This window comes from Streptomyces sp. NPDC102514 (assembly GCF_055584525.1).
On sequence record NZ_JBVJLW010000017.1, the window covers coordinates 81,466 to 100,444 of the forward strand.

Annotated in this window: 17 protein-coding genes; 8 read left to right on the forward strand and 9 right to left on the reverse strand. The window is 71.2% G+C overall.

What is annotated here, in order from left to right; all coding sequences use genetic code 11:
* The first annotated feature begins 19 nt into the window (after window positions 1-19).
* The 3 genes from ureG to ACZ60E_RS35375 all read left to right on the forward strand — a co-directional run bounded on the left by ureG (window position 20) and on the right by ACZ60E_RS35375 (window position 3,261).
* The gene (gene ureG / locus ACZ60E_RS35365; protein ID WP_384809010.1) at window positions 20-703 is read left to right on the forward strand and encodes an urease accessory protein UreG; all 684 of its coding nucleotides are present in this window, start codon (window positions 20-22) and stop codon (window positions 701-703) included.
* Window positions 691-1,503, forward strand: a complete 813-nt coding sequence (locus ACZ60E_RS35370; protein WP_469445907.1) for an urease accessory protein UreD — start codon at window positions 691-693, stop codon at window positions 1,501-1,503. Before ureG ends, ACZ60E_RS35370 begins: the two co-directional genes overlap by 13 nt.
* Before the next feature lie 171 nt (window positions 1,504-1,674).
* Window positions 1,675-3,261 (forward strand): alpha/beta hydrolase, encoded by a 1,587-nt coding sequence (locus ACZ60E_RS35375; RefSeq protein WP_384809006.1) that lies wholly within the window; start codon window positions 1,675-1,677, stop codon window positions 3,259-3,261.
* Between the two features lie 73 nt (window positions 3,262-3,334).
* On the opposite strand, the gene ACZ60E_RS35380 is transcribed toward ACZ60E_RS35375, so the two are convergent.
* On the reverse strand, window positions 3,335-4,057 hold the full coding sequence (locus tag ACZ60E_RS35380; protein ID WP_384809004.1) for a lysophospholipid acyltransferase family protein: 723 nt from the start codon (window positions 4,055-4,057) through the stop codon (window positions 3,335-3,337).
* A 203-nt stretch (window positions 4,058-4,260) separates the two neighbouring features.
* Window positions 4,261-5,403: an FUSC family protein gene (locus ACZ60E_RS35385; protein ID WP_469445909.1), complete on the reverse strand. Its 1,143-nt coding sequence runs from the start codon at window positions 5,401-5,403 to the stop codon at window positions 4,261-4,263.
* Between the two features lie 235 nt (window positions 5,404-5,638).
* Here ACZ60E_RS35385 and ACZ60E_RS35390 point away from each other — a divergent pair, with 235 nt between their 5' ends.
* The gene (locus ACZ60E_RS35390) at window positions 5,639-6,823 is read left to right on the forward strand and encodes an alcohol dehydrogenase catalytic domain-containing protein (RefSeq protein ID WP_384809000.1); all 1,185 of its coding nucleotides are present in this window, start codon (window positions 5,639-5,641) and stop codon (window positions 6,821-6,823) included.
* 236 nt (window positions 6,824-7,059) lie between these two features.
* On the opposite strand, the gene rocD is transcribed toward ACZ60E_RS35390, so the two are convergent.
* From rocD to ACZ60E_RS35405, 3 genes are all read right to left on the reverse strand, one after another.
* Window positions 7,060-8,292, reverse strand: coding sequence for an ornithine--oxo-acid transaminase (rocD, locus tag ACZ60E_RS35395; protein ID WP_469445910.1), 1,233 nt, complete (start codon window positions 8,290-8,292; stop codon window positions 7,060-7,062).
* Window positions 8,289-9,110: a dimethylargininase gene (gene ddaH, locus ACZ60E_RS35400; RefSeq protein WP_384808996.1), complete on the reverse strand. Its 822-nt coding sequence runs from the start codon at window positions 9,108-9,110 to the stop codon at window positions 8,289-8,291. The genes rocD and ddaH overlap by 4 nt, the downstream gene beginning before the upstream one ends.
* Window positions 9,111-9,285: 175 nt before the next feature.
* A complete protein-coding gene (locus ACZ60E_RS35405; protein WP_384808994.1) occupies window positions 9,286-9,774 on the reverse strand; it encodes an Lrp/AsnC family transcriptional regulator in 489 nt (162 codons plus the stop codon).
* 88 nt (window positions 9,775-9,862) lie between these two features.
* On the opposite strand from ACZ60E_RS35405, the gene ACZ60E_RS35410 reads away from it, so the two are divergent.
* The 4 genes from ACZ60E_RS35410 to ACZ60E_RS35425 are packed head-to-tail and all read left to right on the forward strand — an operon-like array spanning window position 9,863 to window position 14,008.
* Window positions 9,863-10,618, forward strand: a complete 756-nt coding sequence (locus ACZ60E_RS35410) for a LytR/AlgR family response regulator transcription factor (RefSeq protein ID WP_384808992.1) — start codon at window positions 9,863-9,865, stop codon at window positions 10,616-10,618.
* Between the two features lie 10 nt (window positions 10,619-10,628).
* Window positions 10,629-11,021 carry a hypothetical protein gene (locus ACZ60E_RS35415; RefSeq protein ID WP_469445911.1) on the forward strand — a complete coding sequence of 131 codons (393 nt, stop codon included), beginning with the start codon at window positions 10,629-10,631 and terminating at the stop codon, window positions 11,019-11,021.
* A 21-nt stretch (window positions 11,022-11,042) separates the two neighbouring features.
* Window positions 11,043-12,797: a sodium/solute symporter gene (locus tag ACZ60E_RS35420; RefSeq protein WP_469445913.1), complete on the forward strand. Its 1,755-nt coding sequence runs from the start codon at window positions 11,043-11,045 to the stop codon at window positions 12,795-12,797.
* Window positions 12,794-14,008, forward strand: coding sequence for a sensor histidine kinase (locus tag ACZ60E_RS35425; RefSeq protein WP_384808987.1), 1,215 nt, complete (start codon window positions 12,794-12,796; stop codon window positions 14,006-14,008). Before ACZ60E_RS35420 ends, ACZ60E_RS35425 begins: the two co-directional genes overlap by 4 nt.
* An 82-nt stretch (window positions 14,009-14,090) precedes the next feature.
* Here the strand turns inward: ACZ60E_RS35425 and ACZ60E_RS35430 are convergent, their stop codons facing one another.
* The 4 genes from ACZ60E_RS35430 to ACZ60E_RS35445 form a co-directional block, all read right to left on the reverse strand.
* Complete coding sequence (locus tag ACZ60E_RS35430; RefSeq protein ID WP_107018800.1) at window positions 14,091-14,249, reverse strand: hypothetical protein; 159 nt, start codon at window positions 14,247-14,249, stop codon at window positions 14,091-14,093.
* 13 nt (window positions 14,250-14,262) lie between these two features.
* Window positions 14,263-16,218 (reverse strand): serine/threonine-protein kinase, encoded by a 1,956-nt coding sequence (locus tag ACZ60E_RS35435; protein WP_469445914.1) that lies wholly within the window; start codon window positions 16,216-16,218, stop codon window positions 14,263-14,265.
* 33 nt (window positions 16,219-16,251) lie between these two features.
* Window positions 16,252-17,643: a DUF6777 domain-containing protein gene (locus ACZ60E_RS35440; protein WP_469445916.1), complete on the reverse strand. Its 1,392-nt coding sequence runs from the start codon at window positions 17,641-17,643 to the stop codon at window positions 16,252-16,254.
* A 207-nt stretch (window positions 17,644-17,850) separates the two neighbouring features.
* Window positions 17,851-18,801 (reverse strand): cytochrome c oxidase assembly protein, encoded by a 951-nt coding sequence (locus tag ACZ60E_RS35445; RefSeq protein ID WP_453793144.1) that lies wholly within the window; start codon window positions 18,799-18,801, stop codon window positions 17,851-17,853.
* Between the last annotated feature and the right edge of the window lie 178 nt (window positions 18,802-18,979).

The window sequence follows — 18,979 nt, forward strand, 5'->3', positions numbered from 1 at the left end:
CGGAGTTGGAGTCGTAGTCATGCATCTTGATCAGCGTCACACCCACGACGGGCCCGCCGCCGTCAGCGCCGATGCTCATCGGGCCGATGGGCGGCGGCGGGCTCTGCGGGTGGGGCTCGGAGGGCCCGTGGGGTCCGGGAAGACCGCCACCGTGGCCGCGTTGTGCCGGGCCCTGCGGGACGAGTGGTCCCTGGCCGTCGTCACGAACGACATCTATACGCGGGAGGACGCCGAGTTCCTGTTGCGGGAAGCGGTGCTGCCGCCCGAGCGGATCACCGCCGTCGAGACCGGGGCCTGCCCGCACACGGCGATCCGCGACGACATCTCCGCGAACCTCGAAGCGGTCGAGGATCTGGAGGACGAGGTCGGGCCGCTGGAACTGATCCTCGTCGAGTCGGGGGGCGACAATCTGACGGCGACCTTCTCCAAGGGGCTCGTCGACGCGCAGATCTTCGTCATCGATGTCGCGGGCGGGGACGACATCCCGCGCAAGGGCGGGCCCGGGGTCACCACCGCCGACCTGCTCGTGGTGAACAAGACCGATCTCGCCCCGTACGTCGGGTCGGATCTCGGGCGGATGGCCGCCGACGCGAAGGCCCAGCGGGGCGAACTGCCCGTCGTCTTCCAGTCGCTGCGCGCCGAGGACGGGGTCAAGGACGTCGCCGCCTGGGTGCGGGCGCAGCTCGCCGCGTGGGCGGCGTGACGTCCGCGGTGCCGGGGGCTCCAGGAGTGTCCGGGGCGTCCGGGGTGCGGGCCGCCGCGCGGATCGGGGCCCGGCCGGACGGGCGGGGCGGGACCGCGCTGCCCACCCTGGAGAGCGGGGGCCCGCTCGCCCTGCGGCGGACGCGGGCGAGCGGTTCCGAGGCCCGCGTCCTGCTGGTCGGCGCGATGAGCGGGCCGCTGGGCGGAGACCACTTCACCGTGACGGCGGAGGTGGCCGAGGGGGCACGCCTGCACGTCGGGTCGGCCGCCGCCACCATCGCCCTGCCCGGGCAGGCCAAGGGGGAAGCGCGTTACGACGTACGCCTGACAGTGGCGGACGGGGGTGAACTGTGCTGGCTGCCCGAGCAGTTGATCTCCGCCGAGGGGAGCGATCTGCGCGTCGCCACCCGTGTCGAACTTGCGGCCGGGGCGCGGCTGACCCTGCGCGAGGAGCAGGTGCTCGGGCGGGTCGGTGAGGAGCCCGGGCGGCTCAGCAGTCGGCTCACCGTCCTGCTCGCCGGACGGCCGCTGTACGACCAGGAGCTCTCCTGCGGGCCCGGGGCGCCCGGTGGATGGGACGGGCCGGCTGTCCTGGGTGGGCATCGTGCGCTCGGCCAGCTTCTCGTCGTACGGCCGGAGTACGTAACGCGGCCGGTCGCGCCGCGGTTGCTGGGGGAGTACGCCGCGCTCACCCCGCTCGCCGGGCCGGGCGCCCTGGTGACCGCCGTCGCCGCCGACGCGCTCCAACTGCGCCGCACCCTCGACGAGGCCCTGCGCCTACTGGGCCGAAGCGCGAGCTGAAGCACGGGATGAAGCACCCTCGAAACGGGCGTCACCGCTCAACGGACAGAGATGTTCCGGTTATCGGATTGGCAAAAAAGACACATCGCCCCTGTTCTCAGGTACCTCACAGCCGAAAGGATCCCCCGTACTGACCACGACGACAGTAGGGGGAGAACTCTCTTGAGAGGTATGAGAAAGGTGACGGCGTTCGGCTCGGCCGGAGCGCTCGTCACCGCGACACTCATAGCCGGCGCCGTCGCGGCTCCGACGGCCAACGCGGAATCCCGCCACGGTCAGAACAGCCACGTCAGCCAGACGCGCGGCGCCGAGATCGCCGCCGCCCGCGCCGCGAAGGCCGGCATCGACTGGCAGGACTGTCCGGCGGACTGGGGCATCGCGAAGCCCATCCAGTGCGGCTGGGTCACCGTGCCGCTCGACTACGCGAAGCCCAACGGCAAGAAGATCAAGCTCGCCCTCGACCGCATCGGCAACACGGGCACCAAGGCGGAGCGCCAGGGCGCCCTCGTCTACAACCCGGGCGGCCCCGGCGGCTCCGGACTGCGCTTCCCGACCCGCGTCACCAACAAGAACCCGCTGTGGGTGAACACCTCGAAGGCGTACGACTTCGTGGGCTTCGACCCGCGCGGAGTCGGCCACTCGGCGCCCATCTCCTGCATCGACCCGCAGGAGTTCGTGAAGGCGCCCAAGATGGACCCGGTGCCGGACTCCGAGGCCGACAAGCGCGTCCAGCGCAAGCTCGCCGCCGAGTACGCGGACGGCTGCGCCGAGCGCAGCGGCGACATGCTGCCGCAGATGACGACCCCGAACACCGTCCGCGACCTGGACGTCATCCGGGCCGCGCTCGGCGAGAAGAAGCTCAACTTCCTGGGCGTCTCGTACGGCACGTACATCGCCGCCGTCTACGGCACGCTCTACCCGAACCACGTGCGCCGCATGATCGCGGACAGCGTCGTCAACCCGTCGCGCGAGAAGATCTGGTACGAGGCCAACCTCGACCAGGACGTCGCCTTCGAGATGCGCTGGAAGGACTGGCAGGACTGGGTCGCCAAGAACGACGCCGCCTTCCACCTCGGCGACACCCGCGCCAAGGTCCAGGACCAGTGGCTGAAGCTGCGCGCCACCGCCAAGAAGAACCCCATCGGCGGGGTCGTCGGCCCGGCCGAGCTCATCGGCTTCTTCCAGAGCGCGCCCTACTACGACTCGTCGTGGGTGCCGGTCGCGACCGTCTTCAGCAAGTACGTCGCCGGTGACACCCAGGCGCTCGTCGACGCCGCCGCGCCGGACCTGACCGACACCGCGGGCAACATCTCCTCGGAGAACGGCAACGCCGTCTACACGGCCGTCGAGTGCACCGACGCCAAGTGGCCCACCAGCTGGAAGAAGTGGGACCGCGACAACAGCGAGCTGCACAAGAACTACCCGTTCATGACGTGGGCCAACGCCTGGCTGAACCTGCCGTGCGCGACCTGGCCCGCCAAGCAGCAGACCCCGCCGACCGTGAAGACCGGCAAGGGCCTGCCGCCCGTCCTGATCGTGCAGTCCACGCGTGACGCCGCCACTCCGTACGAAGGCGCCGTCGAACTGCACAAGCGGTTCAAGGGCTCCCGCCTGATCACCGAGAAGGACGCGGGCTCGCACGGTGTGACGGGGCTGGTCAACCCGTGCATCAACGAGAAGGTGGACACCTACCTGCTCACCGGCAAGGTCGGCGCGGCCGACGTGACGTGCACCCCGCACGCCACGCCCAAGCCGTAGCAGCCGGCAACGACAGAAAGAGGGGGGCGGCCGTCGAACGGCCGCCCCCCTCCCATGTCCTGAGCCCCGGGCGTCAACGCTGCGGCAGGCGAGGGAACTTGCGGGACTTCGCCTTCTCGGCGGCCTCCTCGGCCTTCACATCGGCCGCGTACCGGTCCACGTACTCCTGCTCGGAGAGGGTGAGGATCGCGTACATGATCTCGTCGGTGATGGCGCGCAGGATGGCCTTCTCGTTCTCCATGCCCGCGTAGCGGGAGAAGTCGAGGGGTTCCCCGAAGCGGATCGCCACCGGGTGGATCTTGGGGATCTTCCGGCCGGGGGGCTGGGCCTCGAAGGTGCCGATCATCGCGCACGGGATGACGGGGGCCTGGGCCCTGAGCGCCATCACCGCGACGCCGACCTTGCCCTTGTAGAGGCGGCCGTCGTGCGAGCGGGTCCCCTCCGGGTAGATGCCGAGCAGTTCGTCCTTGGTCAGGACGCCGAGCCCTTCACGGATCGCCGCCTTGCCCGCCTCCTTGCCGGAGCGGTCCACCGGGATCTGCCCGGCGCTGCGGAAGAAGAACGCCGTCAGCCGGCCCTTGAGGCCGGGGCCCGTGAAGTACTCGGCCTTGGCGAGGAACGTGATGCGCCGCTTGAGGATCGCGGGCATCAGGAAGTGGTCCGAGAACGACAGGTGATTGCCCGCGACGATGGCCGCCCCCGTCGCCGGTACGTGCTCCAGGCCCTCGATCCGGGGCCGGAAGACCAGCCGCAACAGCGGTCCCAGAATCACGTACTTGAGAACGTAATAGAACAACGGGTCGCTCCTCGCTTCGCCGGATCGACCGGACAGGTCCTGGCTGGTCAAACAGGTGTGCTGCGGGACGCCAGTGTAAGTGCAGGCCTGGGCCCCTGTAACCGTCCCCGGTCGGACTCATGCTGGACCGGTGCGCCCGTGCCGCACCACCCGCCGACGCGGCCGGTGGCTCGTTCCCGACGGGGCACCACGACCCTGTGCCCTCAGCGGCGGCCCGCCCGCCGGACGGCCCCCGAGGTCGCGTCGTCCCATGAGCCGACCACCGTGGTCAGGTCGTCCAGCAGCCGCTCGGTGTCCGCGGTCAGACCGCCGAGCGCGGGCGTGGCCCCCTGACGGCCGTCCGCGAGGACCGAGGCCAGCCGGCCGTGGGCCGCCACGGCTGCCCCGAGCGCCGCATGGGCCCGGTCCTGCTCGCCGGCCGTCGTGCCGTCCCGGCAGTCGAGGACGTCACCGGCCGCCCGCAGGAGCGGCGACAGGATGCCCGGCACGCCGAGTGCGGACTCCGGGGGCGAGACCGCCTCGGACAGCGAACGCGTGATCGCCCTGATGTGCTCGGTGATCCGGTCCCAGGTGAAGTCCCACTCGACGGGCGGCGGTGCGGCGGCCGAACGGCGCAGCCTGCGACCGGGGTTGAAGCGGTGGCTCTCGTCCGACCACCGGCGCGCGGTCCGCAGCTCCGTCACCACGTCGGCGAGCCGCACCGCGCTGTCGTACCAGCCGCGGGCCCGCTCCTTGTCGTACGACGTCTCGATGCCGTCGGCGACCTCGTGCAGCAAGTGGGCGCAGTCCCGCGGCAGTCGGGCGCGCAGATGGTGGACGCGGCCGGAGTGGACCGGCGGCAGGACACTCGCGTTCACGGCGATTCCGATGGCCGCGCCGAGCAGGGTCTCCAACAGCCGGTGCAGGATGTCGAAGCCGCTGTAGGAGCCGTAGGCGAGGACGAACAGCGCGGCCGTCGGAGCGTAGAGCCCCTGGCTGCCGAGCCGCGCGTAGGTGCCGAGCAGCACGGTGAGCGGCAGGGCCAGCGCCATCGCGGCCATCGTGTCGTGGGTCAGCGCGAGGGCGCCGGTGGCGAGCAGCGTGCCGGTGACGACCACCACGACCTGCTGCAGGGCGGTCAGCAGCGAGCGGTAGACGGTGCTCTGCACCAGGAACAGCGCGGTCCACGGTGCCAGGAGCGCCATCGGCGCGTTCCACCACCAGCCGGCGAGGGCCCAGGCCAGCAGGGCGGCGCCCGCCGCCTTGAGGGACTGGACCGCCGTGTCGCGCTCGGGCCCGGACTCGGCGAGGCATGTGCGCACCGAACGCCCCACGGCGGCGGCCTCCCTGGTGAGGGCGTTCCACACGTGACGTTCCCCTAACTTTCACCGCGTCCTCGGCGCCGCCCCGTCGAAAGGTCGCGGGCGCGCCCGCCCCAAGTACCCCGGACCGGGAAACGGTCACTCTTCCCGCGGACGGAGTGCCGGACGGAGCGCCGGTCAGCCTGCCGCCCGGAGTGCCGACCGGAGTGTCGGAATGCGGAGAAAGGGGACTCGGGCGGTGGAAGTGGACCACGATCACTATCGCTGGAGGAGTCGCACCATGCGCGCACTGACGTGGCAGGGGAAGCGGGACGTCCGCGTGGAGACCGTCCCGGATCCGCGCATCGAGAAGCCCGACGACATCGTCGTCAGGATCACCTCCACCGGCCTCTGCGGTTCCGACCTCCACCTGTACGAGCTCTTCGGGCCCTTCATCGATCCCGGCGACATCCTCGGCCACGAGCCGATGGGCATCGTGGAGGAGGTCGGCCCTGACGTCACCGCCTTCGCCCCCGGCGACCGGGTGGTGATCCCCTTCAACGTCTCCTGCCGTGACTGCTACATGTGCGACCAGGGGCTCCAGTCGCAGTGCGAGACGACCCAGGTCCGCGAGCGCGGCAGCGGTGCCTCCCTGTTCGGCTACACCAAGCTGTACGGGCAGGTGCCGGGCGGGCAGGCGGAGTTCCTGCGGGTGCCGTTCGGCAACAAGCTGCCCATCAAGGTGCCCGAGGGGCCGCCCGACGACCGGTTCGTCTACCTGTCGGACGTCCTGCCCACGGCCTGGCAGGCGGTGGAGTACGCGGCGATCCCCCCGGGCGGCAGCGTCACCGTGCTGGGGCTCGGGCCCATCGGGGACATGGCCACCCGGATCGCCCAGCAGCGCGGCGCGGGCCTGGTCATCGGCGTCGACCTGGTCAAGGAGCGGCTCACCCGGGCCAGTGCCCACGGGGTCACGTGCTTCGACGCCCGTATGGACGGCAAGGACTTGACGGCCGCCGTCCGGGACCTCACCGGCGGGCGCGGCACCGACGCGGTCATCGACGCCGTCGGCATGGAGGCGCACGGTACGCCGTTCGCCAAGGCGGCCCAGTGGGTCACCGGGCTGCTGCCCGACGCGGTGGCGCAGCCGATGATGGAGAAGGCGGGCATCGACCGGCTGGGCGCGCTGTACGCCGGCATCGAACTCGTGCGCCGTGGCGGCACGCTGTCCATCTCCGGGGTCTACGGCGGCGCTGTCAGCCCCATGCCGCTGCTGACCATGTTCGACAAGCAGATCCAGGTGCGGATGGGGCAGGCGAACGTGTGGCGCTGGGTGGACGACATCCTGCCGTTGCTGACGGACGAGGATCCGCTGGGCGTGGATACGTTCAAGACGCATTCCATGCCGTTGGAGGATGCGCCGAAGGCGTATGCGATGTTCCAGGCGAAGGAGGACGGAATGGTCAAGACCCTCCTGAAACCGTGACCGGCCCCGGCAGGGGCGCGGGGAACTGCGCGAACGGCCCCCACCGGGCCGCACCCGACATACGACACGCGGTACCCATCCGTGGGGGCGGGATCGGTCGTGCGTCGGGTGCGGCCCCGGTGGGGGCTTGTCGCGCAGTTCCCCGCGCCCCTAAAGGCGGAAAGACTGCGCCGTTCCCCGCGCCCCTAAAGGCGAAAGGATTGCGCAGTTCCCCGCGCCCCTAGGGAGCCTGCGGCTCAGGCACCTTTCTGGAGGACCCTTTCCAAGGTGCCGAGCGCCATCCGCAGGTCCTCGTCCGTGATCGTCAGGGGCGGCGCCAGCCGGATCGTGGAGCCGTGGGTGTCCTTCACCAGAATTCCCTCGCGCATCAGCGACTCGCTGATCTCGCGGCCCGTCCCGATGGCGGGGTCGATGTCCACGCCCGCCCACAGCCCCCGCGCCCGGAACCCCCGGACCCCCTTGCCCACGAGGGCGGACAGGCCGTCCCGCAGGAGCACGCCCGCCTCGTCCGCGCGGCGCTGGAACTCGCCCGTCTCCAGTAGTTCCACCACGGCGGAGCCGACCGCCGCGGCCAGCGGGTTGCCGCCGAACGTCGAGCCGTGTTCGCCCGGCCGCAGTACCTCCAGCACCTCGCGCCGCGCGACGACCGCGGAGACCGGCACGATGCCGCCGCCGAGCGCCTTGCCGAGGAGCACGACGTCCGGGACGACGTCCTCGTGCTCGACGGCCAGCGTGCGGCCCGTGCGGCCGAGGCCGGACTGGATCTCGTCGGCGATGAAGAGGCATCCCGTCCGGGCGGTGAGTTCGCGGACCCCCCGCAGATAGCCGTCGTCCGGGATGACGACTCCCGCCTCGCCCTGGATCGGCTCGATCAGCACGGCCGCGGTCGTCTCGTCGATCGCCGCTTCGAGCGCGGCGAGGTCGTTGTACGGGACCACCCGGAACCCCGGTGTGAAGGGGCCGAACCCCGCGCGGGCCGACTCGTCGGTGGAGAAGCTGACGATGGTCGTCGTACGGCCGTGGAAGTTGTCGGCGGCCACGATGATCGTCGCCCGGTCGGCGGGGACGCCCTTGACCTCGTACGCCCACTTGCGGGCCACCTTGACGGCGCTCTCCACGGCCTCGGCGCCCGTGTTCATCGGCAGCACCATGTCCAGGCCGGTGAGCGCGGCCAGCGACTCGGCGAACGCGGCCAGCCGGTCGTTGTGGAAGGCGCGCGAGGTCAGCGTCAGCCGGTCGAGCTGGCGGTGCGCGGCCTCGATCAGGGCCGGGTGGCGGTGCCCGAAGTTGAGCGCCGAGTAACCGGCCAGCATGTCGAGATAGCGGCGGCCCTCGACATCCTCGACCCAGGCCCCCTCGGCGCGGGCGACGACCACGGGCAGCGGGTGGTAGTTGTGCGCGAGGAGGGGCTCCTCGGCGCGGATCAGCTCGGCGGACGAGCGCAGGGCACGGCTGGGCGCGACAGTCATGAGCGGATCTCCTGGGTGCAGCACTTGATGCCGCCGCCGGCCTTCTGGAACTCCGACAGATCGACGGGGACGGGGACGTAGCCGTGGCGGTCGAGTTCGCCCGCCAGGGCCTCCGCGCGCGGCGCGATGAAGACGTGGCGGCCGTCCGAGACGGAGTTCAGCCCGAACACCATCGCGTCCTCACGGGTGGCGATCACCGCGTCCGGGAAGAGCAGGCGGAGTACTTCACGGCTGCCCGCGGAGAAGGCTTCCGGGTAGTACGCGATGTTCGCCTCGGGGCCGTCGTCGAGCACGAACAGCGCGGTGTCGAGGTGGTAGAAGCGGGGGTCCACCAGCGTGAGGCTGACCGTGGGGACGCCGAAGTACTCCTGCACCTCGTGATGGGCGGACCGTGCCGTACGGAACCCGGTGCCGGCCAGCAGATGGCGGCCGGCGAACACCAGGTCGCCCTCGCCCTCGCACACCGACTCGGGCTTCTGGACGTCGAAGCCCGCACTCTTGAACCACGTCTCGTACGCGCTCGACTCCGGGCGGCGCTGCGGCGCGTGGAAGAGCGAGCCGAAGACCCGGCCGGCGACGACCAGCGCCGAGTTCGCTGCGAAGACCATGTCCGGCAGACCGGCTACCGGCTCCACGCTGTCGACGGTGTGGCCGTGGGCGCGGTAGGCGGAGATCAGCTCCGCCCACTGGCCCCGGGCCAGCTCGACGTCGACCTGTGTGTCCTCATGCATCCAGGGATTGATGGCGTACTGCACGGCGAAGTGTCTGGGTTCGCAGACCAGAAACCGCCTGGGGCGCGGCACACGACTCATGGGCACAGAGGGGTTCCTCCGCTTTCCTGAGGTGTCGGGTGGGATGCCTCAACGGTAGAAAGCGGGGGAGTGGTGCGACAAGAATCGAGGATTGCGCACTGCCGAAGAAATGCTGCGTCTTGAGGCCGTTCGACGCACGATCAGTGCGTGATTCACCCGAACGGGTGGAGGAACGCCGGGTTCAGGCCTCCGGAGCCGGCTGGTTCGCCCCCGCCTCGGGGCTCTCCGGCAGCAGATGCGACAGCACCATGAAGCTGACCGTCTTGCGGATGAACGGCTCCACCCGGATCCGCTCCAGCACCTCCTCGAAGTGCTCCACGTCCCGGGCCCGTACATGCAGCAGCGCGTCCGCCCCGCCGGTCACCGTCATCGCGGCCGTGATCTCCGGATGGTTGCGCACCACCTCCGCGAGCCGCCGCGGCGGCGCCGCGCCCTCGCAGTACACCTCCACATACGCCTCGGTACGCCACCCCAGCGCCGCCGGTTTCACCGTCGCCGTGAAGCCCGTGATCACGCCCGTCTCACGTAACCGGTCGGCCCGGCGCTTGACCGCGGTGGCGGACAGCCCGATCGCCGCGCCGATCTCCGCGAAACTCGTGCGGGCGTTCGCCATCAGAGCCGTGACGATCTTCCGGTCGAGATCGTCGAAAGGCGCGGACATGGGTCTCATGCGGGCACTGTATCCAGGGACGATCCGGCCACGACGACCTTGCCCGCCGCATGTGCAGGCGCGCGGATTGCTCCTACACTCCGGGTTCATGCTGCGCGCCCTCGCCGTCGACGACGAACCGCCCTCCCTCGAAGAGCTGCTCTATCTGCTGGACGCCGATCCACGGGTGAGCAGCGTCGAGGGCGCGAGCGACGCCACGGCGGCGCTGCGGCGGATCAACCGGGCCCTGGACAGCGGCCCGGACGGCGACGAGGGCATCGACGTCGTCTTCCTCGACATCCACATGCCCGGCCTCGACGGACTCGACATGGCACGACTGCTCGCCGGGTTCGCCAAGCCGCCGCTCGTCGTGTTCGTCACCGCCCACGAGGGGTTCGCCGTCCAGGCCTTCGACCTCAAGGCCGTCGACTACGTCCTGAAGCCGGTCCGCAGGGAACGCCTCGCCGAGGCCGTGCGCCGGGCCGTCGAGCAGATGGACGCGGCCCCGCTGATCCCCGTGCACGAGCCCGACCCGGACCACATATCCGTCGAGCTGGGCGGGGTCACCCGGTTCGTCGCCGTCGAGGACATCACCCATGTCGAGGCCCACGGCGACTACGCGCGGCTGCACACCGACCAGGGCAGCCACCTCGTCCGCATCCCCCTGTCCACCCTGGAGGAGCGCTGGCGTTCGCGCGGTTTCGTCCGTATCCACCGCCGTCATCTCGTCGCTCTCGGTCACATCAGCGAACTCCGCCTGGACGCGGGTACGGTGAGCGTCCTGGTCGATACGGTCGAACTCCAGGTCAGCCGCCGCCACGCACGGGAACTGCGGGACCTGCTGATGCGCCGGACCGCGAGCTGAGGAGGCGGAGTTGCCCCACGACCCCACCGACCGGCGTGTCCCCTCCGACCGGCGCGTGCCCTCCGACCGCCGGGTCGTCGTCACCGGCCCGCCGCGCCGTACGCGCCCGCTGAGCCGCTCCCGGCCGCGGACCGAGATCGACGAGCAGACCACGCTCGGCCACACCTACGTCCGCTCCCTGATGCGCAGCCAACTGCGGGCAGCGCTCACCGTCTTCGCCGTGCTCATCCTGTTCGTGGGCCCGCTGCCGCTGGTGTTCACCGTGCTGGGGGACAGTTCGAGTCTCGAGTGGATCGTGCTCGGCTTCTGCGTCTATCCGCCGCTGGTGCTGCTCGCCGGCTGGTACGTGCGCCGCGCCGACCGCAACGAGAAGGACTTCGTCCGTCTCGTGGAGGACCGCTGAGCCCGTGAACGAGAAGAGCCCGTGAACGAGAACTACGCCGTTCCGGCGGTCGCCCTCGTGGTCGTCGCGACCGTCTTCGTCGGCGCCTTCGGACTGCGCATATCCCGCACCACCTCCGACTTCTACGTGGCCTCGCGCACGGTCGGCCCCCGCCTGAACGCGGCCGCCATCAGCGGCGAGTACCTCTCCGCCGCCTCCTTCCTCGGCATCGCGGGCCTCGTCCTCGTCCAGGGCCCGGACATGCTCTGGTACCCGGTCGGCTACACCGCCGGCTACCTCGTCCTGCTCATCTTCGTCGCGGCCCCGCTGCGCCGCTCCGGCGCGTACACCCTGCCGGACTTCGCCGAGGCGCGGCTCGCCTCGCAGGGCATGCGGCGGCTGGCCGGAGCCTTCGTCGTCGGCGTCGGCTGGCTGTACCTCCTGCCCCAGCTCCAGGGCGCGGGACTGACCCTGAACGTGCTCACCGGGGCGTCCAAGTCCCTCGGCGGGGTCATCGTCGCGGTCGTCGTGGTGGCGACCGTCGCCGCGGGCGGTATGCGCAGCATCACCTTCGTCCAGGCCTTCCAGTACTGGCTCAAGCTCACCGCCCTGCTCGTCCCCGCGCTCTTCCTCGTCCTCGCCTGGCAGGACGACGGGGCGCCGCGCCACGCCTTCGACGAACCGGCCACGTTCCGCGAACACCGGGTCGTACGCATCGACGCCGGACTCGACCTGAAGCTCGCCGGGCCGCTGACCGTCACCGCGGACGGCACGGTCGACGGCGTGCGGTACGAGGAGCGGCAGGTCAGGCTGCCCGCGGGCGTCCACCGCATCGAGCGGGGCACCCGGCTGTCCTTCAGCAAGGGCGACCCCGTCCCGGTTGCCGACCGCGGCGACAACGGCGGCATGTCCACCTCGCTCGCCGCGGGCCGCGAGGAACGGCCGCTGTACGCCACGTACGGGCTGATCCTCGCCACCTTCCTCGGCACCATGGGGCTGCCGCACGTCGTCGTGCGCTTCTACACCAGCCCGCACGGCGTGGCCGCCCGCCGCACCACCGTCGCCGTGCTCGCGCTGATCGGCTTCTTCTACCTCCTCCCACCGCTCTACGGAGCGCTGGGCCGCCTGTACGCCCCCGAGCTGACCCTGACAGGGGACGCCGACGCCGCCGTGCTGCTGCTGCCCGACCGGGTCGTCGGCGGGCTCGGCGGGGACCTGCTCGGCGCGCTGGTGGCAGGCGGGGCCTTCGCCGCGTTCCTGTCCACCGCGTCCGGTCTGACCATGGCCGTGGCGGGCGTGCTCACCCAGGACGTGCTGCCCTCCCGCGGGGTACGACACTTCCGGCTCGGCACGGTCCTGTCCATGATCGTGCCGCTCGCGGCGAGCATGCTCGTGGGCGGACTGCCGGTCGCCGACGCCGTGGGACTCGCCTTCGCGGTGTCCGCCTCGTCGTTCTGCCCGCTGCTCGTCCTCGGCATCTGGTGGCACCGGCTCACCCCGCCCGGCGCGGCGGCCGGGATGCTCGTCGGCGGCGGCTCGGCGCTCCTCGCGGTAGCCGCCACCATGGCCGGCTTCCCCGGGACGGGCTCCCTGCACGCGCTCCTCGCCTGGCCGGCGCTGTGGTCGGTGCCGCTGGGCTTCCTCACCATGGTCCTGGTGTCGCTGGCGACGCCCCGGCGCGTACCGGCCGGAACGGCGGCCATCCTCGCCCGCTTCCATCTGCCGGAGGAACTCGCCGGAGGACAGGTCCGCACGGAGGCCAAGGGGAGCACGGACATCAAGGAGATCAAGGCGTGAGCGGATTCCTGGCGGGCCTCTGCGTGGCCGTGCTGCCGCTGCTGGCGGCCGGATTCTGGTTCGGCCGGCGCACCGCGCAGTCGCCGAGCCCCGGCGGCCTCGGCACCCCCGTCGAGCACGCCACCTTCGAGACCCTGCACACCGCCTCCCTCGCCGCGCCCCCGCTGCGCGCGGGCCTCACCGGGGAGACGGCCCGCAAGTCCGCGCGACGACTGCGCACCCTGCTCGGCACGGACGCGCTCTGCCTCACCGACCAGGAGACCGTGCTGGCGTGGGAGGGCGCGGGCGAGCACCACCGGGAACAGATCATGGAGCGGATCGGCGGCCCGCTGGAGACCGGCCGCGGGGAGGCCTTCCGCCTCGTCTGCGACGAGCCCTACTGCCCGCTGCGGTGGGCCGTCGTCGCCCCCCTCACCGTCGACGACCGGGTGTACGGGGCACTCGTCGCCTGCGCGCCCCGCGAGTCCGCCGTGCTCGTACGGGCCACCGGGGAGGTCGCCCGCTGGGTGTCGGTCCAGCTGGAACTCGCCGACCTCGACCAGTCCCGTACCCGGCTGATCGAGGCCGAGATCAAGGCGCTGCGGGCCCAGATATCCCCGCACTTCATCTTCAACTCGCTCGCGGTGATCGCCTCGTTCGTCCGCACCGACCCCGAGCGGGCCCGCGAACTGCTCCTGGAATTCGCCGACTTCACCCGCTACTCGTTCCGCAGGCACGGCGACTTCACCACCCTCGCCGACGAGCTGCACGCCATCGACCACTACTTGGCGCTGGTCCGGGCGCGCTTCGGCGAGCGGCTCTCGGTCACCCTGCAGATCGCGCCGGAGGTGCTGCCGGTGACCCTGCCCTTCCTCTGTCTGCAGCCGCTCGTCGAGAACGCCGTCAAGCACGGTCTGGAGGGCGGCACGGTCAAGGTCGACAAGAGCCGTATCAGCATCACCGCGCAGGACGCCGGCGCCGAGGCGCTCGTCGTCATCGAGGACGACGGCCCGGGCATGGACCCCGGCCGGCTGCGCCGCATCCTGGCGGGGGAGACCGACCCCTCGGACGGCATCGGCCTGTCGAACGTCGACGACCGGCTGCGGCAGGTCTACGGCGACGACTACGGCCTCGTCATCGAGACCGCTCCGGGCGCGGGCATGAAGATCACCGCCCGGTTGCCGAAGTACCAGCCGGGCGTGCACTCGGCGGGCCGGCTGACCCGCGAATGAGCCGTTCCCGACCGGATCCCGCGCGGACGAATCCCCCGGGAGAGAGCCGTGGGGCCTCCCGGGGAACCGGTCGCGCGGTACCTCAGGTGGGCCGGGAGGCCACCATCGCCAGGGTGATCAGACCGAGCACCACCCAGCCGAACCACAGCCAGCCGCTGCTGCCGAGCGCCACCGTGTAGGCCGTGACCATCACCAGGCCGCCTACGGTGAGCACTCCCATGGTCTTCGTGGAACCGGGCATCGCAACACCCTCCTCATGGTTCGTCCTTCTCCATGGTGCCCCCGTCCCTGCGAATTGCAGTGCAGACGACGAAATGAGTGCCGGAGGCCCAGGCGCTGTTGCCCACCCAGGACGAGCCCGTATAGACGTTCGGGTCATAGCCGTAGTCGTTGGGCGGCACCTCCTCCTGGCAGACCGCGGTCGCCCGCCCCTTGGCCTGTGCGAGGGTCGTGTCCGGGCTCATCCGGTGGAAGTCGAGTACCTGCTCCCTGTGCGGGCCCCGGCACGAGACGAGTTCGGCGACGTTGTCGTTGACCCGGTTCAGGCAGTCCCGCTTCTGCATGGTGGCCGTGTCCCTGAACCGCATACCGGTGGGGCGACGGTTCCCGATCGGCCCGAACAGCGGTTTGCCGCGCGCGTCGAGCACCAGACAGGCCACGCGGTGGTCAGCCCTCTCGAAGCCCTCCGAGGTCGGCACGGCGGCGTACGAGCGGACGTCCGCGAGCTTCTTGCGGGTCTCCTCGGTGCGCTGCTCGCACCGGGTGGCGCCGGCCGAGCGGGCGTCCTGCGCGGACGCCGCCTCGAACACGGCCATCACCTGCCCGTACGTCTCCTCGCTGAGGCATTTCACGACCCGCAGTTCCGGGTCCCCGATGAAGGGGGTGCTCGTCCACCGCGTGGCGACGCAGTTCCCGTCGACGAGCGGCTTCGACAGCCCGATCGCGTCCCCGTACGGCTTGGCGTCACCGTCCCCCGGCAGGTTCGCCATGGCGTACCAGGCCCCGCCGCCCGCCAGGGCCAGCCCCAGCGCGGTCGCCAGTACGGCCGTCCGGGCGCGGTTGCGTGGCCGGCGGCGCCGCCCGGGGGCCGCCGGGGGAGGGCCGAAGCCCTGCCCACCGGACCACGGACCCTGCTGCCCCGAGGGCCAGGCGTGGGGGGCCTCCTGGCGGGGAGGCAGCGAGGACGACTGCTGCGCGGCGGACGGCGCGTACCACTGCGGGCCGTCTCCGTGGCTCTGCGAGGGCTGGGGCCCGGGGGGAGTGCGGGGTGCGGCCGTATGGGTGATCCCGCCCGCCCACGGAGGCTCCGAGCCGGGGTCGAGCTGGGTCCGTGGATGCGGCTGGGGCGTCAGGATCGCGGACAGCGCGGCCTCGGTCTCCTCCGCGGTGATCCGGCGGACCGGGTCCTTGGTGAGCATCGCCGCCAGCAGCGGCTCCAGGGCGCCCGCGTGCAGCACGGGCCGCGGCTCCTCCAGGACCACGGCGGTGAGCGCCGCGAGACCCGACTCACGGTCGAAGGGCCCGTACCCCTCGACGGCGTAGTAGAGCGTGCAGCCCAGCGAGAACAGGTCCGCGGCGGCGGTGGGCGGCCCGCCCTGGGCCCGCTCGGGCGCCAGATAGCCGGCGGTGCCCACCAGCGCGGAGGTCAGCGTCCACCGGGTCTCGTCGCCGTCGGGCTGCACGGAGATGCCGTAGTCGGTGAGCAGGACACGGGCGTACGGCGATCCCGTGCGGTCCGGGGCCAGCAGGATGTTGGCGGGCTTCACGTCCCGGTGCATGACCCCGCGCTCGTGCCCGGCCGTCAGCGCGTCCAGCACGGCGAGCCCGATCCGCGCGCACTCGGCGGGGGCCACGGCCCCGCGCCGGTCGACCAGGGCGCTCAGGTCCAGCGCCCCGGCCACGTACTCCATCACGATCCAGGGCAGGCCCTCGTGCTCCAGGACGTCGTGCACGGTCACGACGTGCGGGTGGCCGCGCAGACCCGCCGCGTGCCGGGCCTCGGCACGGGCCCTGGCCACCCGGGCCGAGCGGTCGTGGTCCGCCTCGCCCGGGTCGCGGAACACGATCTCCTTGAGCGCGACCTCGCAGGCCAGCCGCTGGTCGTACGCGAGCCAGACATGGCCCATGCCGCCACTGCCCAGCCGGTTCAGCAGGAGGTAGCGGCCGGCGATGACCCGGCCGACTCCCGACTGCGGTGATCCTGATGCCATCCGGTCACTCCCGGGGTTCTGCTCCTGGTGGGCCTACGCCGGGCCCTGGGCCGCCTCGCCGGAGCCCGCCCCACCGGACGGGGCGGGTCCGCTCGACTCCGGCTCGCTCGCCGGTTCGCTGAGCGTGGGCTCCGTGGAGGTGGGGCCGGTGGACGGAGGGTCCGCGGACGTGGGACCGACCGTGGGCGGCGTACTGGTCACGGTCGGGGCCGAGGTCGACGAGGGCGGCGGCGGTGGCTCCCCGACCGGCGTGGACCGGGTCACGGAGGGTGTGCCGCCCGCGGGTGAGGACGCCGTCCCGCCACCGGGCGTCGACCGGGACTCGGACGGTGTCCCGCCGCCGGGCGACGTCGAACCCGTCCCCGACGACGTCCCGCCACCGGGCTCGGACTCCTTGCCCGACGGGGTCCCCTTGCCGGGAGCCGACCCGGTGCCCTCGCCCGACGGCGAGGCCGACCGGTCCGGCGGCGACTTCGGCCCGTCCGACTCGGTCGGTGACGCCGGGACGGGCGCTCCGTCGGAGTCCGCGTCCACACTCAGCGCCACGGCCTCGCCGAACGCCAGCGGCGTCCCGGGCCCGGGCGTCGAGCCGGTCACCGCCGCGTCACCCGGTGGGAGTTCGTCCCCGTCGTACGACACCGCCAGCCCCAGCCGGGCCAGCTCCTGACCGGCTTGATCGAAGGTCATGCCCACCACGGCGGGCACCTCGTGCTCCCGCGTCGCGTCGAACGTGCTGTCCTCCTCGCCCGTGGTGCCGACGGGCCGGTTGATGGCCGTGCCGGGATCGTCCACATCGAGGAGGGCGATCCGCTTCAGCGGCTGCGGCGAGGGCTTGACGGTCACCACGTCGGACTTCTCGTAGCCCGCCCATTTCTTGTTGCCGTCCGCGAACGTGACCGAGATCTTCTCGGGATCCTTGTCGAAGGCCTTCAGCGGATTTCCGCAGGAGCACTTCACGGCGGGAAGTCCCTGGTCGTTCACCAGAACCGCGACCCCCGCCTCGAGCAGCGAGTCGTAGGGGACCGCTTTGCCTTTCTTGTAGTCATGGTTCTTCACGAGGGTGTCGTGACGCAGCAGGACCGGTGTGAGGTCATCTAGGTACTCCTCGATCCGATCAGGGGTAATGCCCACGATCCGCGCCCATTCCCGGGCTTTTTGTCGATTCTCGGGATCGGTGAGGAAATCCTTGAGCCGCTCGATGTCACACACCTGCTGGTCGCGTGTTCCCCCGTACAGACCAGGGGTGTTGCCCTGCTGCAGACCACTGTGCGCCTCCTGCGGCGCGAGTCCCTTGCGGTCCTTGCCCAGCGATCCGTCCTCTTCGAAGAAAGGTGCGAGTGACGGTATTCCGGCTGCGACCGCCCGGACCGCGAACAGCCGCTGTTCGGTGCATCCGCTGAGGATCAGCACAGCGGCCAGGAGCACGGCGATCCTTCGGACCACCGTTTTCCCGGTGCTCAGCAAGCATGCGTGAATTGTCATGACCGCTCCCCCCGGCTGCGGTTCCCCCGAACCCTGCAGAACGGAAGCAGGGCGTCACGCGCCATGCTACTGAATGGAAAAGCCTTTCAGTCAAGGGGAATTGGCAAAGTGCGCGGAGTGGCCGAAAGGCAGAAAGAGGTGGGAACGAACTCAGTGACCGCGTGCGTCCAGCGAGGCCAGATAGGCGTTGTACGCCTCAAGTTCCTTGTCGCCGTCACGGTCCGCGGCCCGGTCCGAACGCCGCGCCTGCCGCTGCTCGGAGCGGTACCACTGGAAGAGCAGGGCCAGCAGCACGAGCACGGACGGGATCTCGCTGAACGCCCAGGCGATGCCGCCCGCCGCGGTCTGGTCGGAGAGCGCGTCGATGCCCAGCGAGGCCGCCGGGTTCTTGTACGTCTCCACCATCGGCTCGGACGCCATCATCAACGCGATACCGAAGAACGCGTGGAACGGCATCCCGGCGAACAGCTCCAGCATCCGCATCAGATAGCCCGGCCGGTGCGGGCCGGGGTCGACGCCCATGATCGGCCAGAAGAACACCAGGCCGACGGCGAGGAAGTGGCACATCATCGCGACGTGCCCGGTCTTCGACCCCATCAGGAAGTCGAAGATCGGCGAGAAGTACAGCGCGTACAGGCTGGCGATGAACAGCGGGATCGTGAACGCGGGATGCGTGACGACCCGCATGAACCTGCTGTGCAGCAGCATCAGGAGCAGCTCGCGCGGCCCCGTGCGGCCGCGACCCGCGGTCGGCAGCGCGCGCAGCGCGAGGGTGATGGGCGCGCCGAGCAGGATCAGGATCGGCGACAGCATGCTGATCACCATGTGCTGCACCATGTGCACGCTGAACATGACCATGCCGTAGTCGTTCAGCCCGGTGCACAGGACGAGCATGACGGTCAGGACACCGACGACGAACGCCACGGTCCGCCCGACCGGCCACGCGTCACCGCGCCGGACCAGCCGCGTCACACCCCACCCGTACAGCGCGAGCCCCACGAGGCAGGCGACGAGGAAGAACGGGTCCGGGGACCATTCGAGCCCCCGCCCCAGCGTGAACGGCGGCAGATCCATGGACGTGCCGTGCCCGCTGTGATCCATCCGCCGGCTCCTGTTTCGTACGGGTTGCGCGCTGTCTGTCCCCCACAGACTAGAACCGCCCCCGGTCGGGCCTACGACCGGGGGCGGGTTCGTTTTCAGGGGCGCGGGGCTGTGTCGATATGCGGCTCCGCCGCGTGGGCGCGCTCAGCTACGTGCGACCCGCAGCCTACGAACCACC